Annotated in this window: 19 protein-coding genes and 1 other RNA gene; 9 read left to right on the plus strand and 11 right to left on the minus strand. The window is 61.9% G+C overall.

Annotated elements, in window-relative coordinates; genetic code table 11:
- Positions 1–13: 13 nt before the first annotated feature.
- The 3 genes from DL1_RS00225 to DL1_RS00230 form a co-directional block, all read right to left on the minus strand.
- Positions 14–697, minus strand: coding sequence for a DUF1194 domain-containing protein (locus tag DL1_RS00225; protein ID WP_051693211.1), 684 nt, complete (start codon positions 695–697; stop codon positions 14–16).
- 42 nt (positions 698–739) lie between these two features.
- Positions 740–1,094: a transfer-messenger RNA gene (ssrA, locus tag DL1_RS21115) on the minus strand.
- Positions 1,095–1,100: 6 nt separating this feature from the next.
- On the minus strand, positions 1,101–2,282 hold the full coding sequence (locus DL1_RS00230) for a hypothetical protein (protein ID WP_038060728.1): 1,182 nt from the start codon (positions 2,280–2,282) through the stop codon (positions 1,101–1,103).
- 212 nt (positions 2,283–2,494) lie between these two features.
- On the opposite strand from DL1_RS00230, the gene DL1_RS00235 reads away from it, so the two are divergent.
- The 6 genes from DL1_RS00235 to DL1_RS00260 all read left to right on the plus strand — a co-directional run bounded on the left by DL1_RS00235 (position 2,495) and on the right by DL1_RS00260 (position 10,090).
- Positions 2,495–3,904 carry a cryptochrome/photolyase family protein gene (locus tag DL1_RS00235; RefSeq protein WP_038060731.1) on the plus strand — a complete coding sequence of 470 codons (1,410 nt, stop codon included), beginning with the start codon at positions 2,495–2,497 and terminating at the stop codon, positions 3,902–3,904.
- 134 nt (positions 3,905–4,038) lie between these two features.
- The gene (locus DL1_RS00240; protein WP_143081737.1) at positions 4,039–4,521 is read left to right on the plus strand and encodes a TrgA family protein; all 483 of its coding nucleotides are present in this window, start codon (positions 4,039–4,041) and stop codon (positions 4,519–4,521) included.
- 79 nt (positions 4,522–4,600) lie between these two features.
- Positions 4,601–5,725 (plus strand): NUDIX domain-containing protein, encoded by a 1,125-nt coding sequence (locus DL1_RS00245; protein WP_038060738.1) that lies wholly within the window; start codon positions 4,601–4,603, stop codon positions 5,723–5,725.
- A gap of 67 nt (positions 5,726–5,792) precedes the next feature.
- Positions 5,793–6,824, plus strand: coding sequence for a cysteine synthase A (locus DL1_RS00250; protein WP_038060741.1), 1,032 nt, complete (start codon positions 5,793–5,795; stop codon positions 6,822–6,824).
- Positions 6,821–9,361 carry a DUF3772 domain-containing protein gene (locus tag DL1_RS00255; protein ID WP_038060744.1) on the plus strand — a complete coding sequence of 847 codons (2,541 nt, stop codon included), beginning with the start codon at positions 6,821–6,823 and terminating at the stop codon, positions 9,359–9,361. Before DL1_RS00250 ends, DL1_RS00255 begins: the two co-directional genes overlap by 4 nt.
- Entirely contained in the window at positions 9,362–10,090 is a 729-nt protein-coding gene (locus tag DL1_RS00260; RefSeq protein ID WP_038060747.1) for an alanyl-tRNA editing protein, read from the plus strand.
- Here the strand turns inward: DL1_RS00260 and DL1_RS00265 are convergent.
- From DL1_RS00265 to DL1_RS00295, 7 genes are all read right to left on the minus strand, one after another.
- The gene (locus DL1_RS00265) at positions 10,078–10,527 is read right to left on the minus strand and encodes a PACE efflux transporter (protein WP_038060750.1); all 450 of its coding nucleotides are present in this window, start codon (positions 10,525–10,527) and stop codon (positions 10,078–10,080) included. The two genes, DL1_RS00260 and DL1_RS00265, sit on opposite strands and share 13 nt — an antisense overlap.
- Before the next feature lie 166 nt (positions 10,528–10,693).
- The gene (locus tag DL1_RS00270) at positions 10,694–12,022 is read right to left on the minus strand and encodes a branched-chain amino acid ABC transporter permease (protein WP_038060753.1); all 1,329 of its coding nucleotides are present in this window, start codon (positions 12,020–12,022) and stop codon (positions 10,694–10,696) included.
- Entirely contained in the window at positions 12,019–13,026 is a 1,008-nt protein-coding gene (locus DL1_RS00275) for a branched-chain amino acid ABC transporter permease (RefSeq protein WP_038060756.1), read from the minus strand. The genes DL1_RS00270 and DL1_RS00275 overlap by 4 nt, the downstream gene beginning before the upstream one ends.
- 4 nt (positions 13,027–13,030) lie before the next feature.
- Positions 13,031–13,735, minus strand: coding sequence for an ABC transporter ATP-binding protein (locus DL1_RS00280; protein WP_038060759.1), 705 nt, complete (start codon positions 13,733–13,735; stop codon positions 13,031–13,033).
- Positions 13,732–14,604 (minus strand): ABC transporter ATP-binding protein, encoded by an 873-nt coding sequence (locus tag DL1_RS00285; protein WP_038060762.1) that lies wholly within the window; start codon positions 14,602–14,604, stop codon positions 13,732–13,734. The genes DL1_RS00280 and DL1_RS00285 overlap by 4 nt, the downstream gene beginning before the upstream one ends.
- Positions 14,605–14,711: 107 nt before the next feature.
- Positions 14,712–15,896, minus strand: coding sequence for an ABC transporter substrate-binding protein (locus tag DL1_RS00290; RefSeq protein ID WP_038060765.1), 1,185 nt, complete (start codon positions 15,894–15,896; stop codon positions 14,712–14,714).
- Between the two features lie 188 nt (positions 15,897–16,084).
- Positions 16,085–17,017, minus strand: coding sequence for a GlxA family transcriptional regulator (locus DL1_RS00295; protein ID WP_425441852.1), 933 nt, complete (start codon positions 17,015–17,017; stop codon positions 16,085–16,087).
- Between the two features lie 291 nt (positions 17,018–17,308).
- Here DL1_RS00295 and DL1_RS00300 point away from each other — a divergent pair, with 291 nt between their 5' ends.
- Entirely contained in the window at positions 17,309–18,679 is a 1,371-nt protein-coding gene (locus tag DL1_RS00300; RefSeq protein WP_038060768.1) for a class II 3-deoxy-7-phosphoheptulonate synthase, read from the plus strand.
- Between the two features lie 82 nt (positions 18,680–18,761).
- Here the strand turns inward: DL1_RS00300 and DL1_RS00305 are convergent, their stop codons facing one another.
- Positions 18,762–20,357, minus strand: a complete 1,596-nt coding sequence (locus DL1_RS00305) for an alpha-glucosidase (protein WP_038061461.1) — start codon at positions 20,355–20,357, stop codon at positions 18,762–18,764.
- Between the two features lie 179 nt (positions 20,358–20,536).
- On the opposite strand from DL1_RS00305, the gene DL1_RS00310 reads away from it, so the two are divergent.
- Both DL1_RS00310 and glgB read left to right on the plus strand, forming a co-directional pair.
- Entirely contained in the window at positions 20,537–22,933 is a 2,397-nt protein-coding gene (locus DL1_RS00310; protein WP_038060771.1) for a glycogen/starch/alpha-glucan phosphorylase, read from the plus strand.
- Between the two features lie 31 nt (positions 22,934–22,964).
- A complete protein-coding gene (gene glgB / locus DL1_RS00315) occupies positions 22,965–25,115 on the plus strand; it encodes a 1,4-alpha-glucan branching protein GlgB (RefSeq protein WP_038060774.1) in 2,151 nt (716 codons plus the stop codon).
- Position 25,116: the final 1 nt, after the last annotated feature.

Consider the following 25,116-nt stretch of genomic DNA (forward strand, 5'->3'; position numbering starts at 1 on the left):
GCGTTCGCGCCGCTCATCCGATTGGGCGTGTGAGTTCACGGATCAGCTTGAGCCGGATCGCGCGGGCATAATCGAGAAAGCCCTGAGCGGTCACGACAAACCCGTCTCTCGTGATCACGTGGCGCAGGTAGAAATTGGTCACCGTGCGCCCAAACCCGTCAATTGCCAGCCCGTTGAGCGTAATCCCCTGCAGTTCCGCGGACCGCCGTGCGGCTGCGGTCGGGCGTCCCGCATTGAGCGGCCCATCGCCCGAAAGATCCGCCACATGCCGTTCGCAATCGGCAACATCAGCAAATTGCGCCACGGCGAATGTGATCGCTTCGCCCACCGCCGTATCCGAACCAAGATAGGCGCGCGGCATTGCCTGCACGCGGGCGGCAAATCGTGCGGCATCGGCATGAGAGTTGATCGCGATCCAAGGCAGGCTCAGCGTCATCTGGCCCGCGCCGGACCATTGCGCGACCGCCAGCCGGTCACGGCCTTGCACTAAAGCGTCTACGACGACCGGATCGAGCAGCGCTGCACTAAGCCCATCGACCTGAAGGCGATATTCGTCCCGGTCGATCGAGCCCGACACATCCATTGACAGCAGCAATGCCGTCTCGCAGGCGTGGGCTGTCACGGGCAGGGCCACGCCAAAAAGCGCCGAGCAAAACAGCGCGGCGCGAGAAAAGGCAGGGCGACATCGCAGGCTCATCGCAAAAGGATGCCACCGCTTCGCATATTTCCAAAGGGAAAAGGTGCAGGATTCTGTTGCAAGGCTCCTGCGGGCCCCGCCTTACGCGGCTAAGCGCAAGGAGTTAGGTTTCGATCTCTCGAACTGCTTACGCAGCAAGAGCGACCGGAGCACGGTTGTCGTTGGCAACTGTACAAATCGCACCGATGACGGTGGTAGCTCACCGGGACAAAGCTTACCCCTTTAGACGTTCGTCGATCCTATTTCGGCCCCATTCTCCCCCAACGAGGGTGGTTTGGTGGAGCCGCCGGGTACCGCCCCCGGGTCCGATCCGCTTATTACGAGCGCGTTTATGTCCATAGTCCCCACGAGTGGGAACGAGACAGATATAGGCGGCACGGCGCGGGGGATCAAGGGGGGCAGATCAACTCCCCTCAGCAGGAATGCCCAGCAAAGTCATCGCAAGCCCCACGACTGCCAGCGCCCAGAAGGCACCACTTTTCAAACCCTTGCTTTGCAACGCAGCGAGCACCGCCTGCAAGGTGTAATAGGCCGCGAAGGCGCGCGAGGCATAGGAGATGATCACGAAAATATCCGTGCTCCACGTCAGCGCGACGCCCGTCGCAATCAGCACCGGATAGGCGTGTTTGGGCGCGATCTTTCCCCTCGTGAATTCCGAGATCAGACCGCCCGCGCCGCCCGTATCCGCGACGGCTGCGGAGAATTGCGCGGCCAAGGCCGCCGCCACCAGCATGCCCGGCAAGATGGGCGCTACGACCCGCATCATGTCGATGATCGCGGTCTCATTGAGGTTATGCGCATCGGGGGTGAACAGAAAGGCCAGCAGCGTGATGTAGATCATGTAGATTGCCGTGGCCAACATCTGCGCCCAGCGCATCGCGTCGATCCGCGTCGGCGCATCATAGCTTTTGCCAAGATAGCGCGCGGTCTCGAAGCCCTGCACGGTCACGATCAGACCAAAGATCAGGCGCAGCGCGTCCCATGGCCCCATGCGGGAGGGATCGAAGATCAGCGCGTGATCGACGGCCTTGCCGCCAAAGAACACCGCAAGGCCCAAGAGCAGCCCGCCGATGATCGCGAGCTTGAGGGCGACGGTCGCATATTCCATATTCTCCAGCGCATGAAACCCGCCGCTAAATCCTGCCACCGCGACCACGCCCAGCATCACGGTCGTGACGATCCGCGCCGTGAGATCGCCATCCCAAGGTGTAAGAGAGACCGCGAAGGCCCCGAAAAGATTGAGATAATAGGCGACCGAGATCACATAGGCGAAGGCCAGTGCCAGCTGAGCCACCTGCTCGATCCGTGCGACAAGCGCTGTGTCGGGCGTCTCTTCGGCGGCGATATTGGTGCGCACGGCTGCGCCAAACAGCCAGCCCGCCAAGCACAGAACCGCCATCGCCACCGGGGCCCATGCGCCAAATTGCACTTCGAGGATCGGCCCAAGGATCAAAAAACCCGAGCCGATGATAGAGGCCAGCGGCGTGATCATCGCCCGCCAGCGCGGACGCCCGCGCAGGAATGGCAGGAACATCGCGCCAAGGATCGCAAGCGACAGAAGGAAGATGGAAAAATTGAGAAGCATAGGGCCTAGGCCTCGCAGCATGACAAAGGACGGATGTACCGCTGGAGCGATAAGGCGCGAGAAGGCATGCGGTTCCCTGTCACGGCGTTGTGACACGCTACTGGCCCGCGTGGCGCGCTGCAAGGGGCTGTCAGCGGCCAAATCGCGTCGATAAATGAACCAACTGGGCCGTTGGGCGTAATGTCCTAGCAAGATAACCGAAGGGGCAGTTTGTGAGCGATGTGAATATCCTGTGGCTGCGGCGCGATTTCCGCTTTCATGATCATCCCGCAATGGTTGCGGCCTGTGCCGACGGGGCGCGGGTGATCCCGGTGGTGATCCGTGATGCGCAGATCGACTCGCTTGGGGCCGCTCCGAAATGGCGGATGGGCGAGGCGATCGCGCAGTTCTCGGACGCGCTTGGCGAGATCGGGTCGCGGCTGATCCTGCGCACGGGCGAGCCTTTGCAGGTGCTGCGCGAGCTTGTGGCGCAGACGGGCGCGCAATCGGTGCATTGGTCGCGCGCCTATGATCCGGCCTCGATTGCGCGCGACACAGAGGTTAAAACCGGTCTCAAGGCAGATGGAACGGGTGCGCAGAGCCATGCGGGCCATCTGCTGTTTGAGCCGTGGAGCGTGGAGACCGGCAAGGGCGAGCCCTACAAGGTCTATAGCCCGTATTGGCGCGCCGTGAAGGATCGCTTCATCGACGCACCGCTGAAAACCGTGTCTGAACTTCCCGCGCCAAGTGATTGGCCAGACAGCGAAAACCTGAATGACTGGGGTTTGGGTCGCGCGATGAATCGCGGCGCTGACGTGGTTGCGCGCTATGCGCATGTGGGCGAGGCTTCGGCGCAGGGGCGTCTGGCGGCCTTTCTGCGCGATCATGTGGACCATTACAAAGAGATGCGCGATATCCCGTCTTCGGGGGCGACCTCGGGGCTGTCGGAAAACCTGACCTATGGCGAGATTTCTCCGCGCGCGATCTGGCATGCGGGCTGGCGGCATCTCGAAGAAGGCGCGCAGGGCGCGGAGCATTTCCTCAAAGAGCTGGTCTGGCGCGAATTCGCGTGGCATCTGCTCTATCACTTCCCCGATCTGGCGGATGCAAATTGGCGCGAGGAGTGGAACGGCTTTCCTTGGCGTCCTGACAATAACGACGCCGAGGCGTGGCGGCGCGGTATGACGGGCGAACCTTTCGTCGATGCCGCGATGCGCGAGATGTATGTGACGGGCACGATGCACAATCGCGCGCGGATGATCGTGGCTTCTTACCTGACCAAACATCTGATGACCGACTGGCGGGTCGGGCGGCGCTGGTTCGAGGCGTGCTTGATCGATTGGGATCCAGCGTCGAATGCGATGGGCTGGCAATGGGTGGCAGGTCCGGGGCCGGATGCAGCACCGTATTTCCGCGTCTTCAACCCCGAGACGCAACTTGAAAAGTTCGATAAATCAGGTCTCTACTGTCGGGACTTCATCGCCGAAGGGCAGGGGAACCCGCCCCAAAGCGCGCGCGATTTCTTCGCCGCAATCCCGCGCAGCTGGAATCTTTCGCCTGATCAGGACTACCCGACGCGTATTGTGGCGCTCAAGGAGGGACGTGAGCGCGCGCTGAGCGCTTATCACAGCCATCGAGACTAGGCGCGACGCCTGTCGCAGCCGGGCTTCATGCCACGCTTTATCCGCAATTTCGCCCTAATTTTGGTCCATTGGCTCCGATAGTCTTCTAGGCTTCCGGGGTGCGTCGTGGGGGCGAGGGATTACGGAGTAACGGTATGCAGCGTTTGGTTGTTCGAAATTCACAGATGCAGATCCCGACCATGGCCAAGCTTTGCGCGGCGCTGTGGCTTGCCTTCACGGGGTTCTTCGCCGCGCAAGAGATCCTGCCCAATCTGCCCGATGGGGTCGAGGGCGCGGGCGTGCTGCCCGTGATCGCCGCCTCCTTCGGATTGTTGATCGGCTGGCGCGTGGTCGGGCTTTATCCGGGGCGGCGCTGGCATGAGGCGTTAAATGACGGGCTTCGCGGGGCGGTCTATATGATGCTCTGGAGCTACGGGTTTCTGGGCGTCGCGCAGATGCTCAAACTCGCATCGCGCATGCGCTATCGTGATATCGGCGAGGCCACTATCGACATTGTCGGGCAGGCTGCAATCGTCGCGCAGGCCTCGATGTCGCTGAGTGTGGCCGCTGTGCTGATTGTCGGCGCGGCCTTTGCCGGTCTCAGCTCGGAATGGGCGCATCGGCGCTTTGGGCGATAAGCGCGTATCGGGAAAGCCTTGACATCACGGGTCAGGCTTGCACGCTGCGGCCAGTTCAATTGCAATCGGCCTCCCAATTATGATTCAGCATTTTTTCTACGGCACGCTGTGCCATCCGCCACTGCTCGCGGCGGTGATCGGGCGCGTGCCCGAGATGCGCCGGGCCAGCCTTGCCGATTTCGCAGCCCGCGAGGCCTGCGCCGAGGGGGTGGGCTTGGGCTTTCCGATATTGGTGCCCGAGGCCGGGATCACCACACGGGGGCTTTTGTGCCAGCTCAGCGACAAGGAAGCCGAGGCGATCAGCTGGTATGAATGGGGCTACCGGGCCGAGCAAATGGATGTGGTGGGCCCCAAAGGGCTGGAGCCTGCGCGCGTCTGGCATCCCGAGAGCGGGCATTGGGAGGTGGGCGATCTCTGGACGCTCGATGACTGGATGCCACGTTGGGGCGCGCTGAAAACCGAAGGGGCGCGCGAATTTATCCGCGAGGCGCGTCAGATCGGTCCAGAGGCCGCCAATCGCCGCTATGGCTCGATCTTGTTGCGCGCAGCCTCCAAGATCAATGCGCAAACCGCGCCGCTGCCCGAAACCCTGCGCAGGAAGGCCACGCCTGACGACGTGAAGATCGAGGCACAAGATATTGGTTATCATGGGTTCTTTCTGGTCGAAGATTATCGCCTTCGGCATCGGCTGTTCGATGGCGGGCAGTCCGAGCCGCTGGAGCGCGCAGTGTTCGTCTCGGGCGATGCGGCGGTGGTTTTGCCCTATGATCCGGCGCGCGACCGGGTGCTTTTGATCGAGCAGTTTCGGCCCGGTCCGATGGCACGCGGAGAGCCCAACCCGTGGCTCATCGAGGCCATTGCGGGGCGCGTCGATCCCGGTGAACCGCCCGAGACTACCGCCCGGCGAGAAGCTCTGGAGGAGGCAGGCATAACGCTTGCGGAGTTGATCAAAGCCCCGCGCTTTTATGCCTCACCGGGGGCAAAGACGGAGTTTATCCATTGTTATATCGGCGTGACCGATCTGCCCGATGAGGCCGGATCTCCGGGCGGGCTTGCCTCTGAAGGCGAGGATATTCGCCCGCATCTGGTACCGTTTTCGCGCTTGATGGAGATGGTCGAGAGCGGCGAGGCGGGCAATGCGCCGCTGGTCGTTCTGGCCCTTTGGCTGGCACAGAACAGGGCACAGTTGCGCGCCAAGGCTTGAGGTGCAGCGCGGCTCGGCCTAAGTCTGAGGCAGCGCTCGAGAGGTGTGCGCGACAGTGGAGGCTTCAATGCGACTTTTCAGTGATCTTGCGGCTGCGGTGGGCCATACGCCGCTCATCAAATTGCGTCAGGCCTCAGAGGCCACGGGCTGCACGATCCTTGGCAAGGCGGAGTTCCTCAATCCCGGCCAGTCGGTCAAGGACCGCGCGGCGCTGTTCATCATCCGCGACGCGATCCAGCTCGGCACGCTGCGCCCCGGCGGCACCATCGTTGAGGGCACGGCGGGCAATACCGGGATCGGGCTTGCACTGGTCGGCGCCTCGATGGGTTTCCGCTCGGTGATCGTGATCCCCGAGACCCAGAGCCAGGAAAAGAAAGACATGCTGCGGCTTGCAGGGGCCGAACTGGTCGAAGTCCCAGCCGCGCCCTACAAGAACCCGAATAATTTCGTGCGCTATTCCGAGCGTCTGGCCATCGCGCTCAATGAGAGCGATCCCAACGGGGCGATCTGGGCCAACCAGTTCGACAACACGGCCAACCGGCAGGCTCATATCGAGACCACCGGTCCCGAGATCTGGGAACAGACCGGCGGCAAGGTCGACGGCTTCACCTGCGCGGTGGGGTCTGGCGGCACGCTGGCGGGCATCGGCCTTTATCTTCAGCCCAAGGGCGTCAAGATCGCGCTGGCCGACCCCGACGGCGCAGCGCTGCACAGTTTCTACACCACGGGCGAGCTGAAATCCGAGGGTTCCTCGATTGCCGAGGGCATCGGGCAGGGCCGGATCACCGCCAATCTTGAGGGGTTCACCCCTGATATGAGCTTCAACATCCCCGATAGCGAGGCTCTGCCCATCGTGTTCGACCTGCTGGCCCATGAGGGGCTGTGCCTAGGGGCCTCTTCGGGGGTGAACGTTGCGGGCGCGATCCGCATGGCCAATGAGATGGGGCCGGGCCACACGATTGTGACGGTGCTGTGCGATTACGGCCAGCGCTATCAGTCGAAACTGTTCAATCCTGCCTTCCTGCGTGAAAAGGGCCTGCCCGTGCCGGACTGGCTTGACGGGCCGGGGCGGTCGGTGCCGGATGTGTTCGCCCAATGATCTGGCGATTGGCGCGCCTGTGTTTGGTGCTTCTCATGCTGGCTCTGCCGGGGCTGGCACTTGCGCAATCGGGCGGTCAACCCGATACGCCCGACTATAACGCTTGGGAAAAGATTGCGAGCAGCGCTGAGACCCAAGTTCAGGACGGCACGATCAACGGGACCGCGCTCGATGACCTGCGCAGCTCGATCACTGATTGGCGCCAGAAATTTCAGGCGGCCGAAGGGGTCAACTCGGCTCAGATCGATACGGTGAAAGCCCAGATCAGCGGGCTTGGACCGGCCCCCAAAGAGGGCGAGACCGAAGATAAGGCGATTGCAAGCCGCCGCTCGCAGCTCAATGACGAGCTCTCTTCGCTGCAAGCGCCCGTGATACGCGCCAAAGAGGCCGAGAGCCGCGCCGATGCGATCGTCGCCAATATCGACAAGCTGATCCGCGCACGACAGACTGACAAGTTGCTGCGGCTGACGCCGACACCGCTGAACCCGGTCAACTGGCCCGCGGCGCTGACGGTCACGACGGCTTTGGGCGGGGCGCTTGGCTCGGAGATGACGCAGCGGCTGAGCGGGCGCGACCCTTACGCCACGCTGCGCGATCATGCGCCGGTGATCGTCGGGCTGTTGCTGCTGGCCTTGCTGCTGACGATCCGGGGACGGGCGTGGATCGAGAAGCTTGCGCTGGTGCTTGAGGCCAAGCTTGCGCTGCGCGCGCGCCGCGTGATCGATGCGATCGTCTCGCTGGGGCAATTGTTCCTGCCACTCGCAGGCGTCATCTTGTTGGTCACGGCACTGCGCCAGACCGCGCTGATGGGGCCGCTTTGGGATGAGCTGGCGATTACGCTGGCCGGATCCTCCACCGTGATTATCACCTCGATCTGGCTCGCAGGCCGTGTCTTTCCGAAAAGCGAGACGCAAGAGGCGCCGTTAAAACTCTTGCCATCGCGCCGCCGTGAGGGGCGGATCCTGACGATCACGCTGGGCGTTCTCGTCGCGATGCAAGGGCCGCTGGCCTCATGGATCACGAGCCGGGGCGAGCAGGTGCTCGACAGCGCCGCCAAGACCGCAGCGCAAGCTGATGCGCTGGCCACGACGCTCGATGCCGGTTTCGGCGTTCTGGCCTTTCCGGTGCAGGTGCTGGGCGGGCTGTTCCTGTTCCGCTTCGGGCGCCTCATGCGGCGGCATATGCGCTATGAGACCGCCGATAACGAGGAGAGCGTGTTTCGCGACCGTCTCGTGGTGGCCATCGGCTCTCTGGTGATCGCGGTTGCTGTGATCGGGCCGCTGCTGGGCGCGATTGGTTATGTGAACGCCGCAAACGCCCTGATCTGGCCGCTGGTCAAGACGTTGGGCCTGATGGCGCTGGTGCTGCTCACGCAGGAGTTCTTCGCCGATCTCTTCGTTCTTGTGACGCGGCGCGAGGATGATGCGCGCGAGTCGCTGATCCCGGCGCTGATCGGGTTCTTGCTGGGGCTGATGGCGCTGCCAATTGCGGCTCTGATCTGGGGGGCACGGGTCGATGATCTGCTTGAGCTTTGGGCGAATTTCCAAAGTGGGATGTCGGTCGGGGGCGTGAATATATCACCCGGGGTCTTTGTGACCTTCGTGGTGATCTTCATGGTCGGGCTTCTGGCCACGCGGATCGTTCAGGGCGCGCTCAAGACCTCGCTGTTGCCCAAGACCAAGATCGACAAGGGCGGTCAGAACGCGATTGTCTCGGGGCTTGGCTATCTGGGGATCTTTCTCGCAGCCCTGATCGCGATTTCCTCGGCCGGGATTGATCTCAGCTCGCTCGCGATTGTCGCAGGTGCATTGTCGGTGGGGGTTGGTTTCGGTCTGCAAACCATCGTTCAGAACTTCGTCTCGGGGATCATCCTACTGATCGAGCGGCCGATCTCGGAGGGCGACTGGATCGAAGTCGGCAGCCAGATGGGGATCGTGAAGGCGATCTCGGTCCGCTCTACCCGGATCGAGACTTTCGACCGTACCGAAGTGATCGTGCCCAATGCCGATCTGATCTCGGGTCAGGTGACGAACTGGACGCGCTCGAACGTGACGGGGCGGTTGATTTTGCCAGTGGGCGTGGCCTATGGCACGGACACGCGGCTGGTCGAGAAGATCCTGCTGGAGATCGCGCAGAACGAGGCGCTGGTGATGATGAACCCGGAACCCACCGTGGTGTTCAGCGGATTTGGCGCAAGCAGTCTTGATTTCGAGATCCGTGCGATCCTGTCGGATGTGAACTTCATCCTGCGGGTGAAAAGCGACATGAATCACGAGATCAACGCCCGGTTCGCCGAGGCCGGGATCGAGATTCCCTTCCCGCAGCAGGATCTGTGGTTGCGCAATCCCGAGACCCTGCGCGCAGCGCCCCAGCGTCCCGCCACGGATGAGACGCCGCCTGCGCCCGAAAAGGCCGATGAGCCCAAAGAGCGCGCCGAACAGCTTGGCCGTCCGATGAAGGGTGAAGGGATGGAGGAGGTCGACCGCCAAAGCGAAAGCGACACCGATGGTGACGCAGGCGGAGACGGGGCGCGCTAGATGGGTGATGTGCCTGCGTTTCGCGCCAATCCCTATCTGCGCCGGGTTGAGACGGAGGTCACGGGCCACACGGCGGAGGGCGGGATTTGCTGCGCGGATTCGATCTTTTATCCCACGGGGGGCGGGCAGCCCGGCGATAGCGGACGGCTGCATTGGTCCGGTGGCTCACTTGGCATTGCCACCGCCATAAAGCCGGGCCCTGATGCGCCGGGGCCCGCGATCCTCGTGCCCTCCGAGCCGCAGCCAATGCCGCGCGTGGGCACGATCGTGACCCAAGAGATCGACTGGGAGCGCCGTCACCGCCACATGCGGATGCATACGGCGCTGCATCTGCTGTCGGTGGCGCTGCCCTTTCCCGTGAGCGGTGGTCAGATCGGCCCGGAGCGCGGGCGGCTGGATTTCGATATGCCGGAAAAGCCGGAAAATCCCGATGCGATCACAGCGCAGATCAACGACTGGATCGCGCAGGATCTTCCCGTCAACGAATATTGGATCACGCAAGATGAGCTGCGCGCACATCCCGAGCTGATCAAGACGATGTCGGTCAGCCCGCCTGCGGGTTCAGGCCCGGTGCGGCTGATCGCGATTGGAGAGGCGGCTGCGCGGATCGATCTGCAACCCTGTGGCGGCACCCATGTCGCGCGTCTGTCAGAGATCGGGGCGGTGCGCCTTGGCAAGATCGACAGCAAGGGCCGCCAGAACCGCCGGGTCTATCTTCATCTCGTCTGAGTGAGCCCTGCGCGGCTTGTGCGCGCATCGGGCGGCGGGAAAACGAGGTCATAGAGCCAGTTAAACCCAAAGGCGTAGACCAGATAGAAGAGCGCAAAGGACAGGTCCATCACGAAGGCCGCGCCCAGCGAGATCCCCAGATACCATGCGATGAACGGCATCAGCACGATCAGCAAGCCGCCCTCGAAGCTTACGGCATGGACGATGCGGATGCGCAGCGTTTTGACCGTTGTGCCGCAAAGGCGCCGGAGCGCGCGATCAAAGGCGTAGTTATACGCAAAATTCCAGACGGTCGCGAGGGTTGCGCTGACGATCGTGACCACACCAATCGCATGCGCGGGCATGTGAAAGACCGCAGAGCCAAGCGGAATGACGATCAGGAGGGCGATGATTTCGAAGCTGAGTGCGTGACGAAGACGGTCGAGCGGAGAGCGCATGGGACACCAAATATCGGTGCCGGGTCGTCCCGGCTATGGACCAGATCGGGGAGGTCGTCCTCGCAGGGTCCAGATGGCACGGGATTGCGCGATTTTCAAGAGGCTGCGGCTTGCGCGGCGCCCTTGGTTGCAGCCGGGGAACCATGGGTCCCCCGGCGCGTGGCTCTTACTTCTCTGGGAGCAAGCCGCGCGGGCTGAAGCGCAGCACCCCGAGCAAGATCACCCCCATCACCAGCATCCGCATATGAGCGGCCGAGGCGATCATATGGGCCTTGAACGGGCCATCGGGGAAGGGGCTGGCCAGCAGCCCCATGATGTCTGGCCCCCAGTCGCCGGCCTTGACCCAGACATACCAGATCAGCACACCGCCTAGAATTGCGCCCCAGTTGCTGCCCGAACCGCCCACGATCACCATCACGAGGATCAGGAACGTGTAGCGCAGCGGGTTGTAGCTGGAAGGCGTCATCTGCCCGTCGAGCGAGATCATCATCGCGCCCGCAAGCCCGATCACCGCCGAGCCCAGCACGAAGATCTGCAGATGCCTGCGGGTGATGTTCTTGCCCATTGCGGCCGCAGAGATCTCGTTGTCGCGGATCGCGCGCATCATCCGACCCCAAGGTGAGCGCAGCGACATCTCGGTGAGCCACAACAGCACGAGTATGACCACAACAAAGAGCACCAGAAAGGCCAGCTTTACGGTGATCGTGGAGCCCAGCGTCGGATCGATCCCCCAAGCCTGCATCTGGGCCACGAAGGCCTGACTGTTTTGCAGGTTGATCTCGTAGGGCACCGGCCAGGGACGCGGAATGCCGTTGACGTTGAGCACGCCACGATCCAGCCATTGCTCGTTTTTCAGGACCGCCACGAGGATCTCGGCAATGCCGAGCGTCGCGATGGCCAGATAATCCGAGCGCAGACCGAGGGCCGTCTTGCCCACAAGCCATGCGGCACCCGCAGCCAAGATCGCGCCCACGGGCCAGCTGATCAGGGTCGGAAGGCCAAGACCGCCGAGGTTGCCAGCCGCCGACGGGTTGATCGCCTCAATGGCCGAGACCGCCGGGTCAAGAAAGAACCGATAGGCGAAAAAGCCCACGATCAGCACGGCTGCCACGGCCAGCCCGCGCGCGAGCCCATGCAACCGCTTATACAGCCAGACGGCAGCGAGCACGGCAATTGCAGCGATGATGAAGGCCACGATCAGGCCAAACCCACCGGCTTTGAATGCGCCTTGCGTGGGGGGCATCGAGATCAGCACGGGCGCCAGACCCCCAAGGGCCACAAAGCCCATCGCGCCTGCATTGAACAGGCCCGCATAGCCCCATTGCATATTTACCCCCAGCGCCATGATCGCCGAGATCAAGCCCATATTGAGGATGCCGAGCGCCGAGTTCCATCCCGAGGTCACCCCCTCAAGGACGATGAGCGCGGTCATGATCGCGAAGAACAGCGGGGCGCGCAGGCGGCTGGTTTCTGCAGCTTGACGAGTGTTGCTCATACGATTTTCCCCTTGAAGAGACCCGTCGGCTTGAAGATCAGAACGAGGATGAGGATGGTGAAGCTCACGGCGTATTTGTAATCGGTCGAAAGAAGCTGCACGAGCCCGTCAGGCTCCCAGTTCGGGATCAGGTAGGTGACCACCTTTTTCCACGCATAGGTCAGACCCACTTCCGAGAAAGAGATCACGAACCCGCCCGCAATTGCGCCCACCGGATTGCCGATGCCACCCACGATCGCCGAGGCGAAGATCGGCAGCAGAAGCTGGAAATAGGTGAAGGCTTTGAAGCTTTTGTCGAGCCCGTAGAGCGTGCCCGCAATGGTGGCCAGCGCGCCGGTGATGATCCATGTGACCGCCACGACCTTATTGGGGTCAATGCCCGAGAGGAGCGCCAGATCCTCGTTGTCGGAAAAGGCGCGCATCGATTTCCCGGTGCGCGTCCGGCCCAGAAACCAGAACAGCGCAGCCACCACGATAACGGCTGTGACCACGGTGATCACTTGCGTCGAGCGCAGCGTGAGCGGCTCGGTCAAGCCGGTCATCTCGCGCCATTGACGGGCGTTGATGATAAAGCGCGCGCCATCGTCGAAGTTGATCTGATCGACGCCGATCAGGAAGCGGGTGAGCGCATTCATCACGAACATCACGCCGACCGAGACCATCACCATCACGACGGGGGCGGCCCGCACGCGGCGGTAATAGCGATAGACGACGCGGTCGGTCCCCAGCATCAGCGCCGAGGTGATGACGATGCCAAAGGGCAGGGCGAGCAGGGCTGTTGGCAACGGACCGAAGCTGATGCCCATGGCCTGAAAGCCCCAGGTGATCAGGATCGTGACGCCCGTGCCAAAGGCCATCGTGTCGCCATGGGCGAAGTTGGAGAACCGCAGGATCGAATAGATCAGCGTGACGCCAAGCGCGCCAAGCGCAAGCTGCGCGCCATAGGCAGTGGCGGGGATGATGACATAGTTGGTAACCGCGACCAGCGCGTTGATGATATCCATTGGATCAGCCCCCCAGGAAGGTGCGGCGGACATCGGGATCGGCCAGCAGCGCCTGTCCGGTGTCGGTGTATTTGTTCGCGCCCTGCACAAGCACATAGCCCTTATCGGCGATCTCAAGCGCCTGACGGGCGTTTTGCTCCACCATCAGGATCGAGATGCCGGTGCGGGCGACCTCGATGATGCGGTCGAACAGCTCGTCCATCACGATGGGCGAGACCCCGGCGGTGGGCTCATCGAGCATCAGGAGTTTCGGCTGGGTCATCAGCGCGCGCCCGACGGCCACCTGTTGGCGTTGACCGCCCGACAGCTCTCCGGCGTTCTGGCGCCGCTTGTCCTTGAGGATCGGGAACAGGTCAAAAACCTGCTCCATCGTGACGCGGTAATTATCGTTGCGGATGAAGGCCCCCATCTCGAGGTTCTCCTCAACCGTCATCGTCGGAAAGACGTTATTGACCTGCGGGACGAAACCCATGCCCTTCTTGACGCGGTCTTGCGGCGAGAGCGCGCTGATATCGGTCCCGTCCAGCGTGACCTGACCTGCGCGCAGGCCCAGCATGCCGAACACTGCCTTCATAGCGGTGGATTTGCCCGCCCCGTTGGGGCCCACGATGACCGCAATCTGGCCCTTGTCGACGGTGAGCGTGCAATCGTGCAAGATATCGGCCTTGCCATAGCCGCCCGTCATGTTTGTGGCGCTGAGATAGCTCATTCCTGGTCCCCCTCATCGCCGCTCTGACCGGCCTCGTCACCAAGGCCCGGCTGGGCGCCGTGATCTTCATGCGCAAGCGCCTCGCGGCCCTCTTCGCCTTTGACCTTGTTCTTCAGACCGGTGCCCAGATAGGCCTCGATGACGGCCTCGTTTTCCATGATGTGATCGGCAGAGCCCTTGGCCAGCACGCGCCCCTCGGCCATCACGATCACCGGGTCGCAGAGACGTCCGATGAAATCCATGTCATGCTCGATCACGCAAAACGTGTAGCCGCGCTCTTTGTTGAGGCGCACGATCGCATCGCCGATGGTATTGAGCAGGGTGCGGTTCACACCGGCGCCCACCTCGTCGAGAAATACGATCTTGGCCTCGACCATCATCGTGCGACCAAGCTCCAACAGCTTTTTCTGGCCGCCCGAGAGATTGCCTGCCTTCTCATCGCGCAGATGCGAAATCGTCAGGAAATCAAGCACATCATCGGCTTTCTCAAGAAGCGCCGCCTCCTCCTTCTGGATCTGTTTGCGCCCAAACCAAGTGTTCCACAGCGTCTCGCCCGATTGGGCGGCGGGCACCATCATCAGGTTCTCGCGCACGGTGAGCGAGGGAAACTCATGGGCGATCTGGAAGGTGCGCAGCAAGCCTTTGTGAAACAGGGCATGCGGCTTGAGGCCGGTAATGTCCTCGCCATCCATCGTGACACGTCCTTCGGTGGGTTCATGAACCCCGGCGATCACGTTGAAAAGCGTGGATTTTCCCGCGCCGTTGGGGCCGATTAGCCCGGTGATGGAGCCAGTCTCGATTTCGAGACTTGCCCCGTCGACAGCGTGAAAGCCGCCGAAGGATTTGACGAGATTCTCAACCCGGATCATGGGGTCCCCTGAAAGCTTGCGATTCACATAAACTATGCGCCGCAATGTTTTGTTTTAATTGAAAAACAGCCCGGATTTCTCCGGGCTGCCTTAGGCCGTGACCGCGCTTAGCGGTACTTCACGGTCTCGATTTTGCCGTCTTTGATAGTGATTTCGCGGAAAGAGCCTGCGGCTTCGCCGTTTCCGATCAGACGCACAGCGGTGGCGCCTTCGTAATCGATCGGCTTGCCTTCCTTGAGCAGTTCAAGACCTTTGGCCAGCTCACCGGCATAGATCTTCTCGCCGGGACCGTTTGCGACTTCCATAACCTTGGTCTTGTAGACGCTCGGATCGGTCGATTTGGCGTCCTGCATCGCAAGCAAGATCAGAGCCGCCGCATCATAGGCCGAGGCCGAGTAGGCCGACGATCCATCGAAGCCAGCCGTTTTAGCCGCCGCGAGGAAGCTATCCATGCCTTGGCCCTGCGAATCCGGGTACTGGCCAATCGAGCCATTGATTTCCTTGCCGAAATTGTCTTCCAGCGTCTTGCCGACCATCCCGTCGGGGAAGACGAATGTCGAGAAAGCACCTGTGTCGAGCGCGCCGCGCAGGATGCCCGAGCCGCCTTGGTCGATATAGCCCACGATCACCAGCGCATCGCCACCGGCCGAGGCGAGCGAAGCCACTTCCGCGGAATAGTCGCCCTTGCCGTCTTCATGCGCGGCCGAGATCGTGACCTTACCGCCCTTCGCTTCATAGGCTTTGTCGAAAGCGTCGGCGAGACCTTTGCCGTAATCGTTGTTGGTATAGGTCACGGCGACCGATTTGATACCTTTTTCAATCACTTCGTCGGCCATCACGTCGCCCTGACGGGCATCGGACGGGGCCGTACGGAAGAAAAGGCCATCATCGGGCATCGTCGACAGAGCCGGCGAGGTCGCGGAGGGCGAGATCATCACAACACCATTGGGCATGGCTACGTTTTGCAGCACAGCGGTCGTGGCGCCCGAGCATTGCGCGCCCACGATCCCCGAAACTTTGTCGGAGGTCACCAGCGTTTCAGCCGCAGCAGTCGCAGCGGAAGCGTCGATGCAGGTCGAGTCGCCCTTGACCGGGGTGACGGTGCTGCCATCCATGAATTTACCGGAATCCGAGACTTCCTTGATGGCCAGCTCAGCGCCCGCATCCATGTTCGGCGCCATCGATTCCAGCGGACCCGTGAAGCCCAAGAGCACACCGATCTTGACGTCATTTGCATAGGCGCCGGACGCACCCAGCGCGATTGCGGCCGAAGCCAGAAGAATTTTTTTCATAGTTTCACTCCCGTGTTGGAACTCGCGTTCTGGCGCGAGATTAGTGCGCGTTTTTATAAAAGGAAACACCGCGCTCACTTGGCAGTCACGGAAAATTGGATCAAAAGGTCAAGCCGGTACCTGGGGTGCATAACGTCAACGTCAGTGCCTGTGTGGCATTGTGAAGCCTGCAAGGTGGGCTCTGGATTTCACTCCAGCGCCCGGTCGGCCTCGGGGGTGCCGCCCGAGGTGCCGCGCTCGCGATAGGGCGTTGTCTGATAATGTGCGCGGTAGCATTTCGAGAAATGCGAGGGCGAGGCAAAGCCGCAGGCCATCGCCACGTTGATCACGCTCATCTCCGTCTGCATCAAGAGGTTACGCGCCTTTTGCAGCCGCAATTCCATGTAATAGCGCTTCGGGCTGCGGTTGAGATAGCGCCGGAACAGCCGCTCAAGCTGGCGCGCGGACATGCCCACTTCTGTGGCCAGCAATGCGGGGCTGATCGGATCCTCGATATTGTTTTCCATCCGCCCGATGACCTGCGCAAGCTTCGGGTGGCGCACGCCGATCCGCGTCGGGATCGAGAGCCGCTGCGTGTCGCGATCCGTGCGGATCGAGGAATGGATCATCTGATCGGCCACGGTATTGGCCAGCTCATCGCCGTGATCGGCGGCAATCAGGCGCAACATCAGATCGATGGAGGCGGTGCCGCCTGCGGTGCTCAGCCGGTTGCCATCGATCACGAAAACCGAGCGCGTCAGCTCGACATCGGGGAAATCCTCGCAAAACGCATCTGTGTTTTCCCAATGGATCGTCGCGCGCCGCCCATCGAGCAGACCCGCCTCGGCCAGCGCCCAAGTCCCGGTGCACAGCCCGCCCATGGCGGCCCCACGCCGCGCCTCGCGGCGCAGCCAGTTCAGGATCGGCTTGGTGATCGTCTCGGCCACATCGATGCCGCCGCAGACCAGCACCGTCGAATCGCGGGGCAATTCTTCAAGCCCCATATCGGTGCGAAACACCGCGCCGTTCGAGCAGGTGACATCGCGATGCGCTTCGCCCACCAACTGCCAGTCATAAAGCTTCTGACCCGTCGCCTGATTGGCCAGCCGCAACGGCTCGATGGCACTCGCAAAAGCCATCATCGTGAAGCGCTCGAGCAGCAAAAATGTGAAACTGCGCGTGCGTGTCGCGGCGGCAAGTTTGATCGTCCCCTGAGAGGGCGCGGGACGTTGCTGGCGGTGCGCGCTTTGCGACATGGCTACGGCTCGGCTATTGACCTTTTTTTTCACGCAAACAGCAAATCTCGGGGCCGCGCAAGCGAAAGCTGTTCCACTGAGCGGACCGAGGCCGGTCGAAATGGGGTTTGTTCTGCTCTCCGCCTTGGGTATAAGCGCGCCCGGTACCTTAGAAATCGTATTGGAAGGATCAGACAGATGGGTAAGGGTTGGAGCAAATCGGACTGGCGCGCAAAACCGCGGGTTCAGATGCCCGACTATCCCGACGCGGACGCGCTCCATACGGTAGAGCAGACCCTGTCGCGTATGCCGCCGCTGGTCTTTGCCGGCGAATCCCGTCGGTTGAAAGCGGAATTGGCGCAGGCGGCACGCGGTGAGGCGTTCTTGCTGCAGGGGGGGGATTGCGCAGAGGCGTTCGGTGAGTTTTCCGCCGACAACATCCGCGACACGTTCAAGGTCATGCTGCAAATGGCCGTGGTGCTGACCTGGGGTGCGAAAGTCCCGGTGATCAAGGTTGGCCGGATGGCGGGGCAATTCGCAAAACCGCGCTCGGCCGCGACCGAGACCATCGGCGGCGTGGAACTGCCCAGCTATCGCGGCGACATCATCAACGGTTTTGATTTCACCGAAGCCGCGCGTCTGCCCGATCCCAACCGGATGCTGCAGGGCTACACGCAGGCGGCGGCTACGCTGAACCTGCTGCGCGCCTTCTCGACGGGTGGTTTTGCCGATATGCACCGGGTCCAAAGCTGGATCGCGGGCTTCACCGACGCGGAGGAAGCCGAAAAATACCGTCAGGTCGCGGAGCAGATCTCCGAGGCGATGGAGTTCATGCGCGCCGCCGGCATCACCGCCGAGACTGCCCATGAGCTTGGCTCGGTCGAATTCTACACCAGCCACGAGGCCTTGCTGCTCGAATATGAAGAGGCGCTGTGCCGCATCGATTCCACCACCGGTCTGCCGGTGGCCGGGACGGGTCACATGATCTGGATCGGGGATCGCACCCGTCAGCCCGATGGCGCCCATGTCGAGTTCTGCCGGGGCGTGCAGAACCCGATCGGTTTGAAATGTGGTCCGACCACCACCGAGGACGATCTCAAGGTTCTGATGGAAAAGCTGAACCCGGAGAACGAGGCGGGTCGTCTGACGCTGATCGCGCGGTTCGGCGCGGGCAAGGTCGGCGATCATCTGCCGCGCCTGATCCGCGCGGTCGAGGCCGAGGGCGCCAATGTGGTTTGGTCCTGCGATGCGATGCATGGCAACACGATCAAATCCGACAGCGGCTATAAAACCCGGCCCTTCGATTCCGTGTTGCGCGAAGTGCGCGAGTTCTTCGCGATCCACAAAGCCGAGGGCACGATCCCGGGCGGTGTGCATTTCGAGATGACCGGGCAGGACGTGACCGAATGCACCGGCGGCGTGCGTGCGGTGACCGATGGCGATCTCTCAAGCCGCTACCACACCGCCTGCGATCCGCGTCTGAACGCCTCGCAATCGCTGGAGCTGGCCTTCCTCGTGGCCGAAGAGCTGCGCGATCGCCGCCAGCTTGCCAAGGCCGTGTCGCTCTGAGCGCAAACGACCCTCACGATAGCAAAAGGCCCGGATCGCTCCGGGCCTTTTTCGTTTTATATCTAACACTTATCGGGCGATGTTAAGCCTCGACCCAAGCCGCGCCATTGGGGCCAAGCGTGAGTTTTCCGCCCTCAATCGAAGCCGCGAGCGACGGGCCCGTCAGCGTGCCTTCGGGGGCCTGAAGGCTCACCGTCTCGGCGCTCAGGTTGAAGATGCAGGTCACGCGTTGATCTTGCGCGACCCGCACGAAGCCCAGAAGCGGCTCGTCCAGATCAAGAAAATCGGAGCGCCCGCTGGAGAGCGCCTGCGAGCCTTTACGGAAGGCGAGCATTGCGCGATACTGTGCGAGCACTCCGTCATTGGTCTTTTCCTGCAGGCTCACGGCACGCGCCGCCTGCGGGGCTTTCACCGGCAACCACGGCTTGACCTCGGAGAAGCCCGCATTGGCGCTTTCATCCCAAACCATCGGCGTGCGGCAGCCGTCGCGTCCCTTGTTTTCGGGCCAGAAGCGCAGGCCGGGCGGGTCGGTCAGCTCGGAATATTCCAGCTCGGTCTCGCTCAGGCCCAGCTCTTCGCCCTGATAGATCCCGATCGTGCCCTGGAACGAGGCCAACATCGAGATTGCCAGCTTGGCCACCGCATCCTGAGTGCCGTAATTCTTCCAGCGCGTCACATGGCGCTGAACGTCGTGGTTCGAGAAGGACCAGCTTGGCCAGCCATCGGGGGCATTGGTGAAGAAGCCCTCGATACGCGAGCGGAAATGCTCGGGCGTGAATTTCGGCCCCAGCATGTCAAAGCTATAGGCCATGTGCAGACGGTCATCGCCGCGGGTATATTCCTCCATGATGCCGAGGGCGCGATGAGGCACTTCGCCAACCTCGCCGATCAGCATGCGCGCGTCATACGCGTCCATCACTGCGCGCATCCGCTGCAGAAATGCTAGGTTTTCCGGTCGGTTCTTGTCATATTCGTGGTCTTGCATGTCGTAGGTCGCGACGGGCGGCCAGCCTGCCGGGTCGGCGGGCATCGGGGGGTTGTCGCGCAGCTCGGGGTCGTGGAAGTAATAATTCACCGTATCGAGCCGGAACCCATCCACACCGCGATCAAGCCAGAAGCGCAGCACATCCAAAAGCTCGTCTTGAACGTCGGGGTTGTGCAGGTTGAAATCTGGCTGCTCGATCAGGAAGTTATGCAGGTAATACTGGCGCCGCTCGGGGGCGTATTCCCAAGATGACCCGCCGAAATTCGACTGCCAATTCGTGGGCGGCGTGCCATCGGGCTTGGGATCCGCCCAGACATACCAATCGGCCTTCTCACCAGTCTTCGATTTGCGCGATTGCTGGAAATAGGGGTGCTTATCCGAGCTGTGCGAGAGCACCTGATCGATCACCACTTTTAGCCCCAACTCATGGGCGCGCGCGACCAATGCGTCGAAATCGGCCAAGGTGCCGAATTGCGGATCGATATCGCGGTAATCCGAGACGTCATAGCCCATATCGGCCATTGGCGAGGTGAAGATCGGCGAGAGCCAGATCGCATCCACGCCAAGGCTTGCGACGTGATCGAGCCTGCGCGTGATCCCTTTGAGATCGCCGATTCCATCGCCCGAGTCGTCTTGAAAGCTGCGCGGGTAGATCTGGTAAATTACCGCGCCGCGCCACCATTCCGTGTTCATTTCGCGCTCCTGTTGCAATTGCATTATGCCTCTTCTCGCGGCAACCTTACCTGTGTTAGCGCAAACGGCAACCGCTGCGCCGTGGATTTTCCGGCTTGCCTTGACGATGGCGGGGGCAGGCCGCATCAATCATTCGAGAGCTGTTTTCGCAGCCATTCCTCGCCTCGGAGACACGCCCCGTGAAAGACACCCATTTGCCCACCGTTCAGGTCCTGCGCGACGAGATCGAACATCACCTGACCTATTCGATGGGCAAAGATGCCCGCCATGCTTCGGTCTATGATTGGCGCATGGCGCTCAGCCTTGCAATCCGCGATCGGGTGGTTGCGCCATGGTTCGCCGCGACCCGCAAGACATGGGAGACCGGGGCCAAGCGGGTTTACTACCTGTCGATGGAGTTCCTGATTGGGCGGATGCTGGAAGATGCCGCGATCAATCTTGGCATCCGCGACACCTGCCGGGAGGCGCTTGAGGCGCTTGGCCTCGATTACGAGGCGGTGGTCGAGAACGAGCCCGATGCCGCGCTTGGCAATGGCGGGCTGGGGCGCTTGGCTGCGTGCTACATGGAGAGTATGGCAAGCCTTGGCTGTCCGGGCTACGGCTATGGCATTCGCTACGAGCATGGGCTTTTCAAGCAGAAATTCGAGGCCGGGCGGCAGGTCGAGCTGCCCGAGGACTGGCTGCGCCAGCGCCACCCCTGGGAGTTCGAGCGCCCCGAATCCGTCTATGAGATCGGCTTCAAGGGCACGGTCGAAATGGTCGATGGGAGGGCCGTCTGGACGCCCGGCGAGACGGTGCTGGCTGAGGCCTGCGATATGCCGATTGTGGGCTGGGAGGGCAAATGGGCCAATACGCTGCGCCTGTGGTCGGCCAAACCCACCGAGCAATTCGACCTCGCGCGCTTCAACCATGGCGATTACGCCGCCGCCGCCGAACCCGAGGCGCTGGCACGGACGCTCTCGCGCGTGCTCTATCCCGATGACACGACCTATGCGGGCAAAGAGCTGCGGCTCAAGCAGGAGTTCTTCCTGACCTCCGCCGCGCTGCAAGACATCCTGCGGCGCCATCTCGCAGCCGAGCTCGCGCTGGAAGATCTGCCCGATCACGTGGCAATCCAGATGAACGACACCCATCCCGCGATTGCGGGGCCCGAGCTGGTGCGGTTGTTGATGGATGTGCATGGCATGGAATTCGAGGCCGCCATCGACATCACGGTGAAATGCCTTGGCTACACCAACCACACGCTGCTGCCCGAAGCGCTCGAACGCTGGGCGACCTATCTGATGGGCACCGTGCTGCCGCGCCATATGCAGATCATCGAGAAGATCGACAGCTGGCACCGTGCAGCCCATCCCGGGCGGCCCGATTACGTGGGGATCGTCAAGCATCAAGAGGTGCGGATGGGCGAGCTGGCCTTCATCACCGCCCACAAGGTCAATGGCGTCTCTGCACTGCATACCGAGCTGATCCGGGAAAACCTGTTTCCGCAGCTCAACCGCCTGCATCCGGGGCGCATCATCAACCAGACCAACGGGATCACGCCCCGGCGCTGGCTGCGCATGGCCAATCCCGCGCTCTCGCATCTGATCACCGAAACCATCGGCGCGGGCTGGGAGGCCGATCTTGACCGGCTGCGCGCGCTCGAGCCGTATATCGAGGATGCGGGTTTTCTCGATCAGTTCATGGCCGCCAAGCGCGTCAATAAAGAGCATCTGGCGCATTGGATCGCGCAGAACCAAGGCATCACTGTCAGCCCCGATGCGATGTTCGACGTGCAGATCAAGCGGCTGCATGAATATAAGCGCCAGCTTCTGAACATCCTGCAGACCATCGGGGAATGGCACGAGATGCGGGACAATCCGCAGGCCGATTACCAGCCCCGCGTTAAGATCTTTGGCGGCAAGGCAGCCCCCGGCTATGTCGCGGCCAAGCAGATCATCCGGCTGATCAAGGACGTGGCCGAGGTGATCAACAATGATCCTGCCATTGGTGATCGTCTCAAGATCGTCTATCCGGCCAATTACAACGTCTCGATGGCCGAGCGGCTGATCCCGGCGGCGGATCTCTCCGAGCAGATCTCCACCGCGGGCAAAGAGGCCTCTGGCACCGGCAATATGAAATTCGCGCTCAACGGCGCGCTGACCATCGGCACGCTCGACGGGGCCAATGTGGAGATCCGCGAACAGGTGGGGGCCGAGAACTTCTTCCTGTTCGGGCTGACAGCACCCGAGGTGACGGCGCGGCGCGAAGATCCCGAACATGCGCGCCATGCGATCCTTGAGAGCCAGATGCTGCAAGATGTGCTGCAAATGATTGCCGAGGGGCGCTTCTCGCCTGAAGAGCCCGGACGCTATCACGATCTCGTTCACACGATGTGGAACAGCGACTATTTTCTCGTGGCTTCGGATTTCGAAGCGTACCGCGCGGCTCAGAAAGAGGTGGACGCGGCCTTTGCCAATCGCGCAAGCTGGGCGAAGATGGCCGCCCTCAATACGGCGCGAATGGGATTTTTCTCGTCCGACCGGGCAATTGCGGGCTACATGAGAGATATCTGGGAGACACGTTCGGCCCTGTAATCACCCGGGGTCGCAGCGAGCAAGGAGCGATATGGCACTGATCGACCGCGCGACCGCCGAAGCCCTGACCGAAGGCCTGCATGCTGATCCGTTCTCGGTGCTGGGGCTCCATGAGACGCGTCTGGTGGCCTTTGTGCCGGGAGCCGCGCAGGTCTGGGCAGTGGGCGCGCGCGACGAGGTCGAGCTTGCCGAAATCATCCCGGGGCTCTTTGGTGCGAACTGGTCAGGCGGAGCCTATCGGCTGCGCGCCAGCAACGCGCATGCCACATGGGATTTCGACGATCCTTACGGCTTTGGTCCGGTGCTGGGGCCAATGGATGAATATCTGATCGGCGAGGGCACGCATAAGAGGCTTTGGGAAAAACTCGGCGCGCATGTGATCACCCATGAAGAGGTCGACGGGGTGCATTTCGCGGTCTGGGCGCCCAATGCGCGGCGGGTCTCGGTCGTGGGAGATTTCAATTTCTGGGACGGGCGGCGCCATCAGATGCGCCGGATCGGGGAGACCGGCGCGTGGGAGATCTTCGTGCCGGGGCTACATGCGGGCGCGCTTTACAAATACGAGCTGCTCGATGCGCAGGGCCGCTTGCTGCCGCTCAAGGCCGATCCGCTGGGCTTTGGGGCAGAGCATCCGCCGGCGCAGGCCTCCGTTGTGCGCAAGCTCGGCCAGCATCATTTTGGCGATGCGTCGTGGATCAAGCACCGCGCCGCGCGTCACGACCGGCATGCGCCGATCTCGATCTACGAGGTCCATCTGGGCTCATGGGTGCGGATCTGGGACGAGGGCGGACGCCCGCTGAGCTATCATGAGCTGGCCGAGAAGCTGATCGATTACGTCTGCGACCTGGGCTTTACCCATATCGAGCTGCTGCCGATCACCGAATTTCCCTTCGACGGCTCTTGGGGGTATCAACCGATCGGGCTTTATGCGCCCACGATCCGGCATGGCCGCCCCGAGGAATTCGCCGAGCTGGTCGATGCGGCGCATCGGCGCGGCATTGGCGTGATCCTTGACTGGGTGCCGGGACATTTTCCGACCGATGCCCACGGGTTGCAGCGCTTCGACGGCACGGCCCTTTACGAGCATGCCGATCCCAAGGAAGGGTTCCATCAGGACTGGAATACCTTGATCTACAATTACGGTCGACGCGAGGTTGCGAATTATCTTCTCGCCAACGCCTTGTTCTGGCTTGAAGAATATCACCTCGACGGGCTGCGCGTGGATGCGGTGGCCTCGATGCTTTACCGCGATTACTCGCGCGAGCCGGGCCAATGGGTGCCCAATAAGGATGGCGGTCGCGAGAACCTCGAGGCCATTGCCTTTCTTGAGGCGATGAATGCCGCCTCCTATGGTGGGGCCGAGGGGATCATGACCATCGCCGAAGAGAGCACGGCCTATCCCGGCGTGACCCGTCCGGTCCATGAGGGGGGCTTGGGTTTTGGGTTCAAATGGAACATGGGCTGGATGAATGATTCCTTACGCTATTTCGCCCGCGATCCACTGTATCGAAAGCACCACCATAACGAGCTTACCTTCGCAAGTTCATATACTTACAGCGAGAACTTTATCCTTCCTATCAGCCATGACGAAGTGGTGCATGGTAAGGGCTCGATGCTGGGCAAGATGCCCGGAACGGAGGCCGAGAAATACGCCAATCTGCGCGCATTCTATGCGTTTCAATGGGCGCATCCGGGCAAGAAGCTGCTGTTCATGGGGCAGGAATTCGGCCAGTGGTCGGAATGGAGCCATGAGCGTGAGCTGGACTGGTATCTGCTCAACGATGCCCGCCATCAGGGCATCCGGAACCTCGTGCGCGATCTCAACCGGCTCTATCGCGAGACGCCCGCCTTGCATTGGGGCGATTGCGAGCCGCAGGGCTTTGCGTGGATCGAGGCCGACGATGCAGAGCATTCGGTCTTCGTGTTCGAACGCCGCGCGCCCGATGCGCCGACGGTCGTGGTTGCGGCGAACCTGACGCCTGTGGAGCGCACCTATCGGATCGGACTTCCGCAAAGCGGGGAATGGGTCGAGATCCTCAACACCAATTCAGCCCATTATGGCGGCGAGAACTGGGGAAATCTGGGTTACATCACCGCCCAGAGTGAGCCGCATTCGAACCGTGACTTCAGTGCGGAGGTCTATTTGCCGCCGCTCTCTGTCGTGATGTTCACGCAAGCCTAGA

This window comes from Thioclava dalianensis, from assembly GCF_000715505.1.
Lineage (GTDB): Bacteria > Pseudomonadota > Alphaproteobacteria > Rhodobacterales > Rhodobacteraceae > Thioclava > Thioclava dalianensis.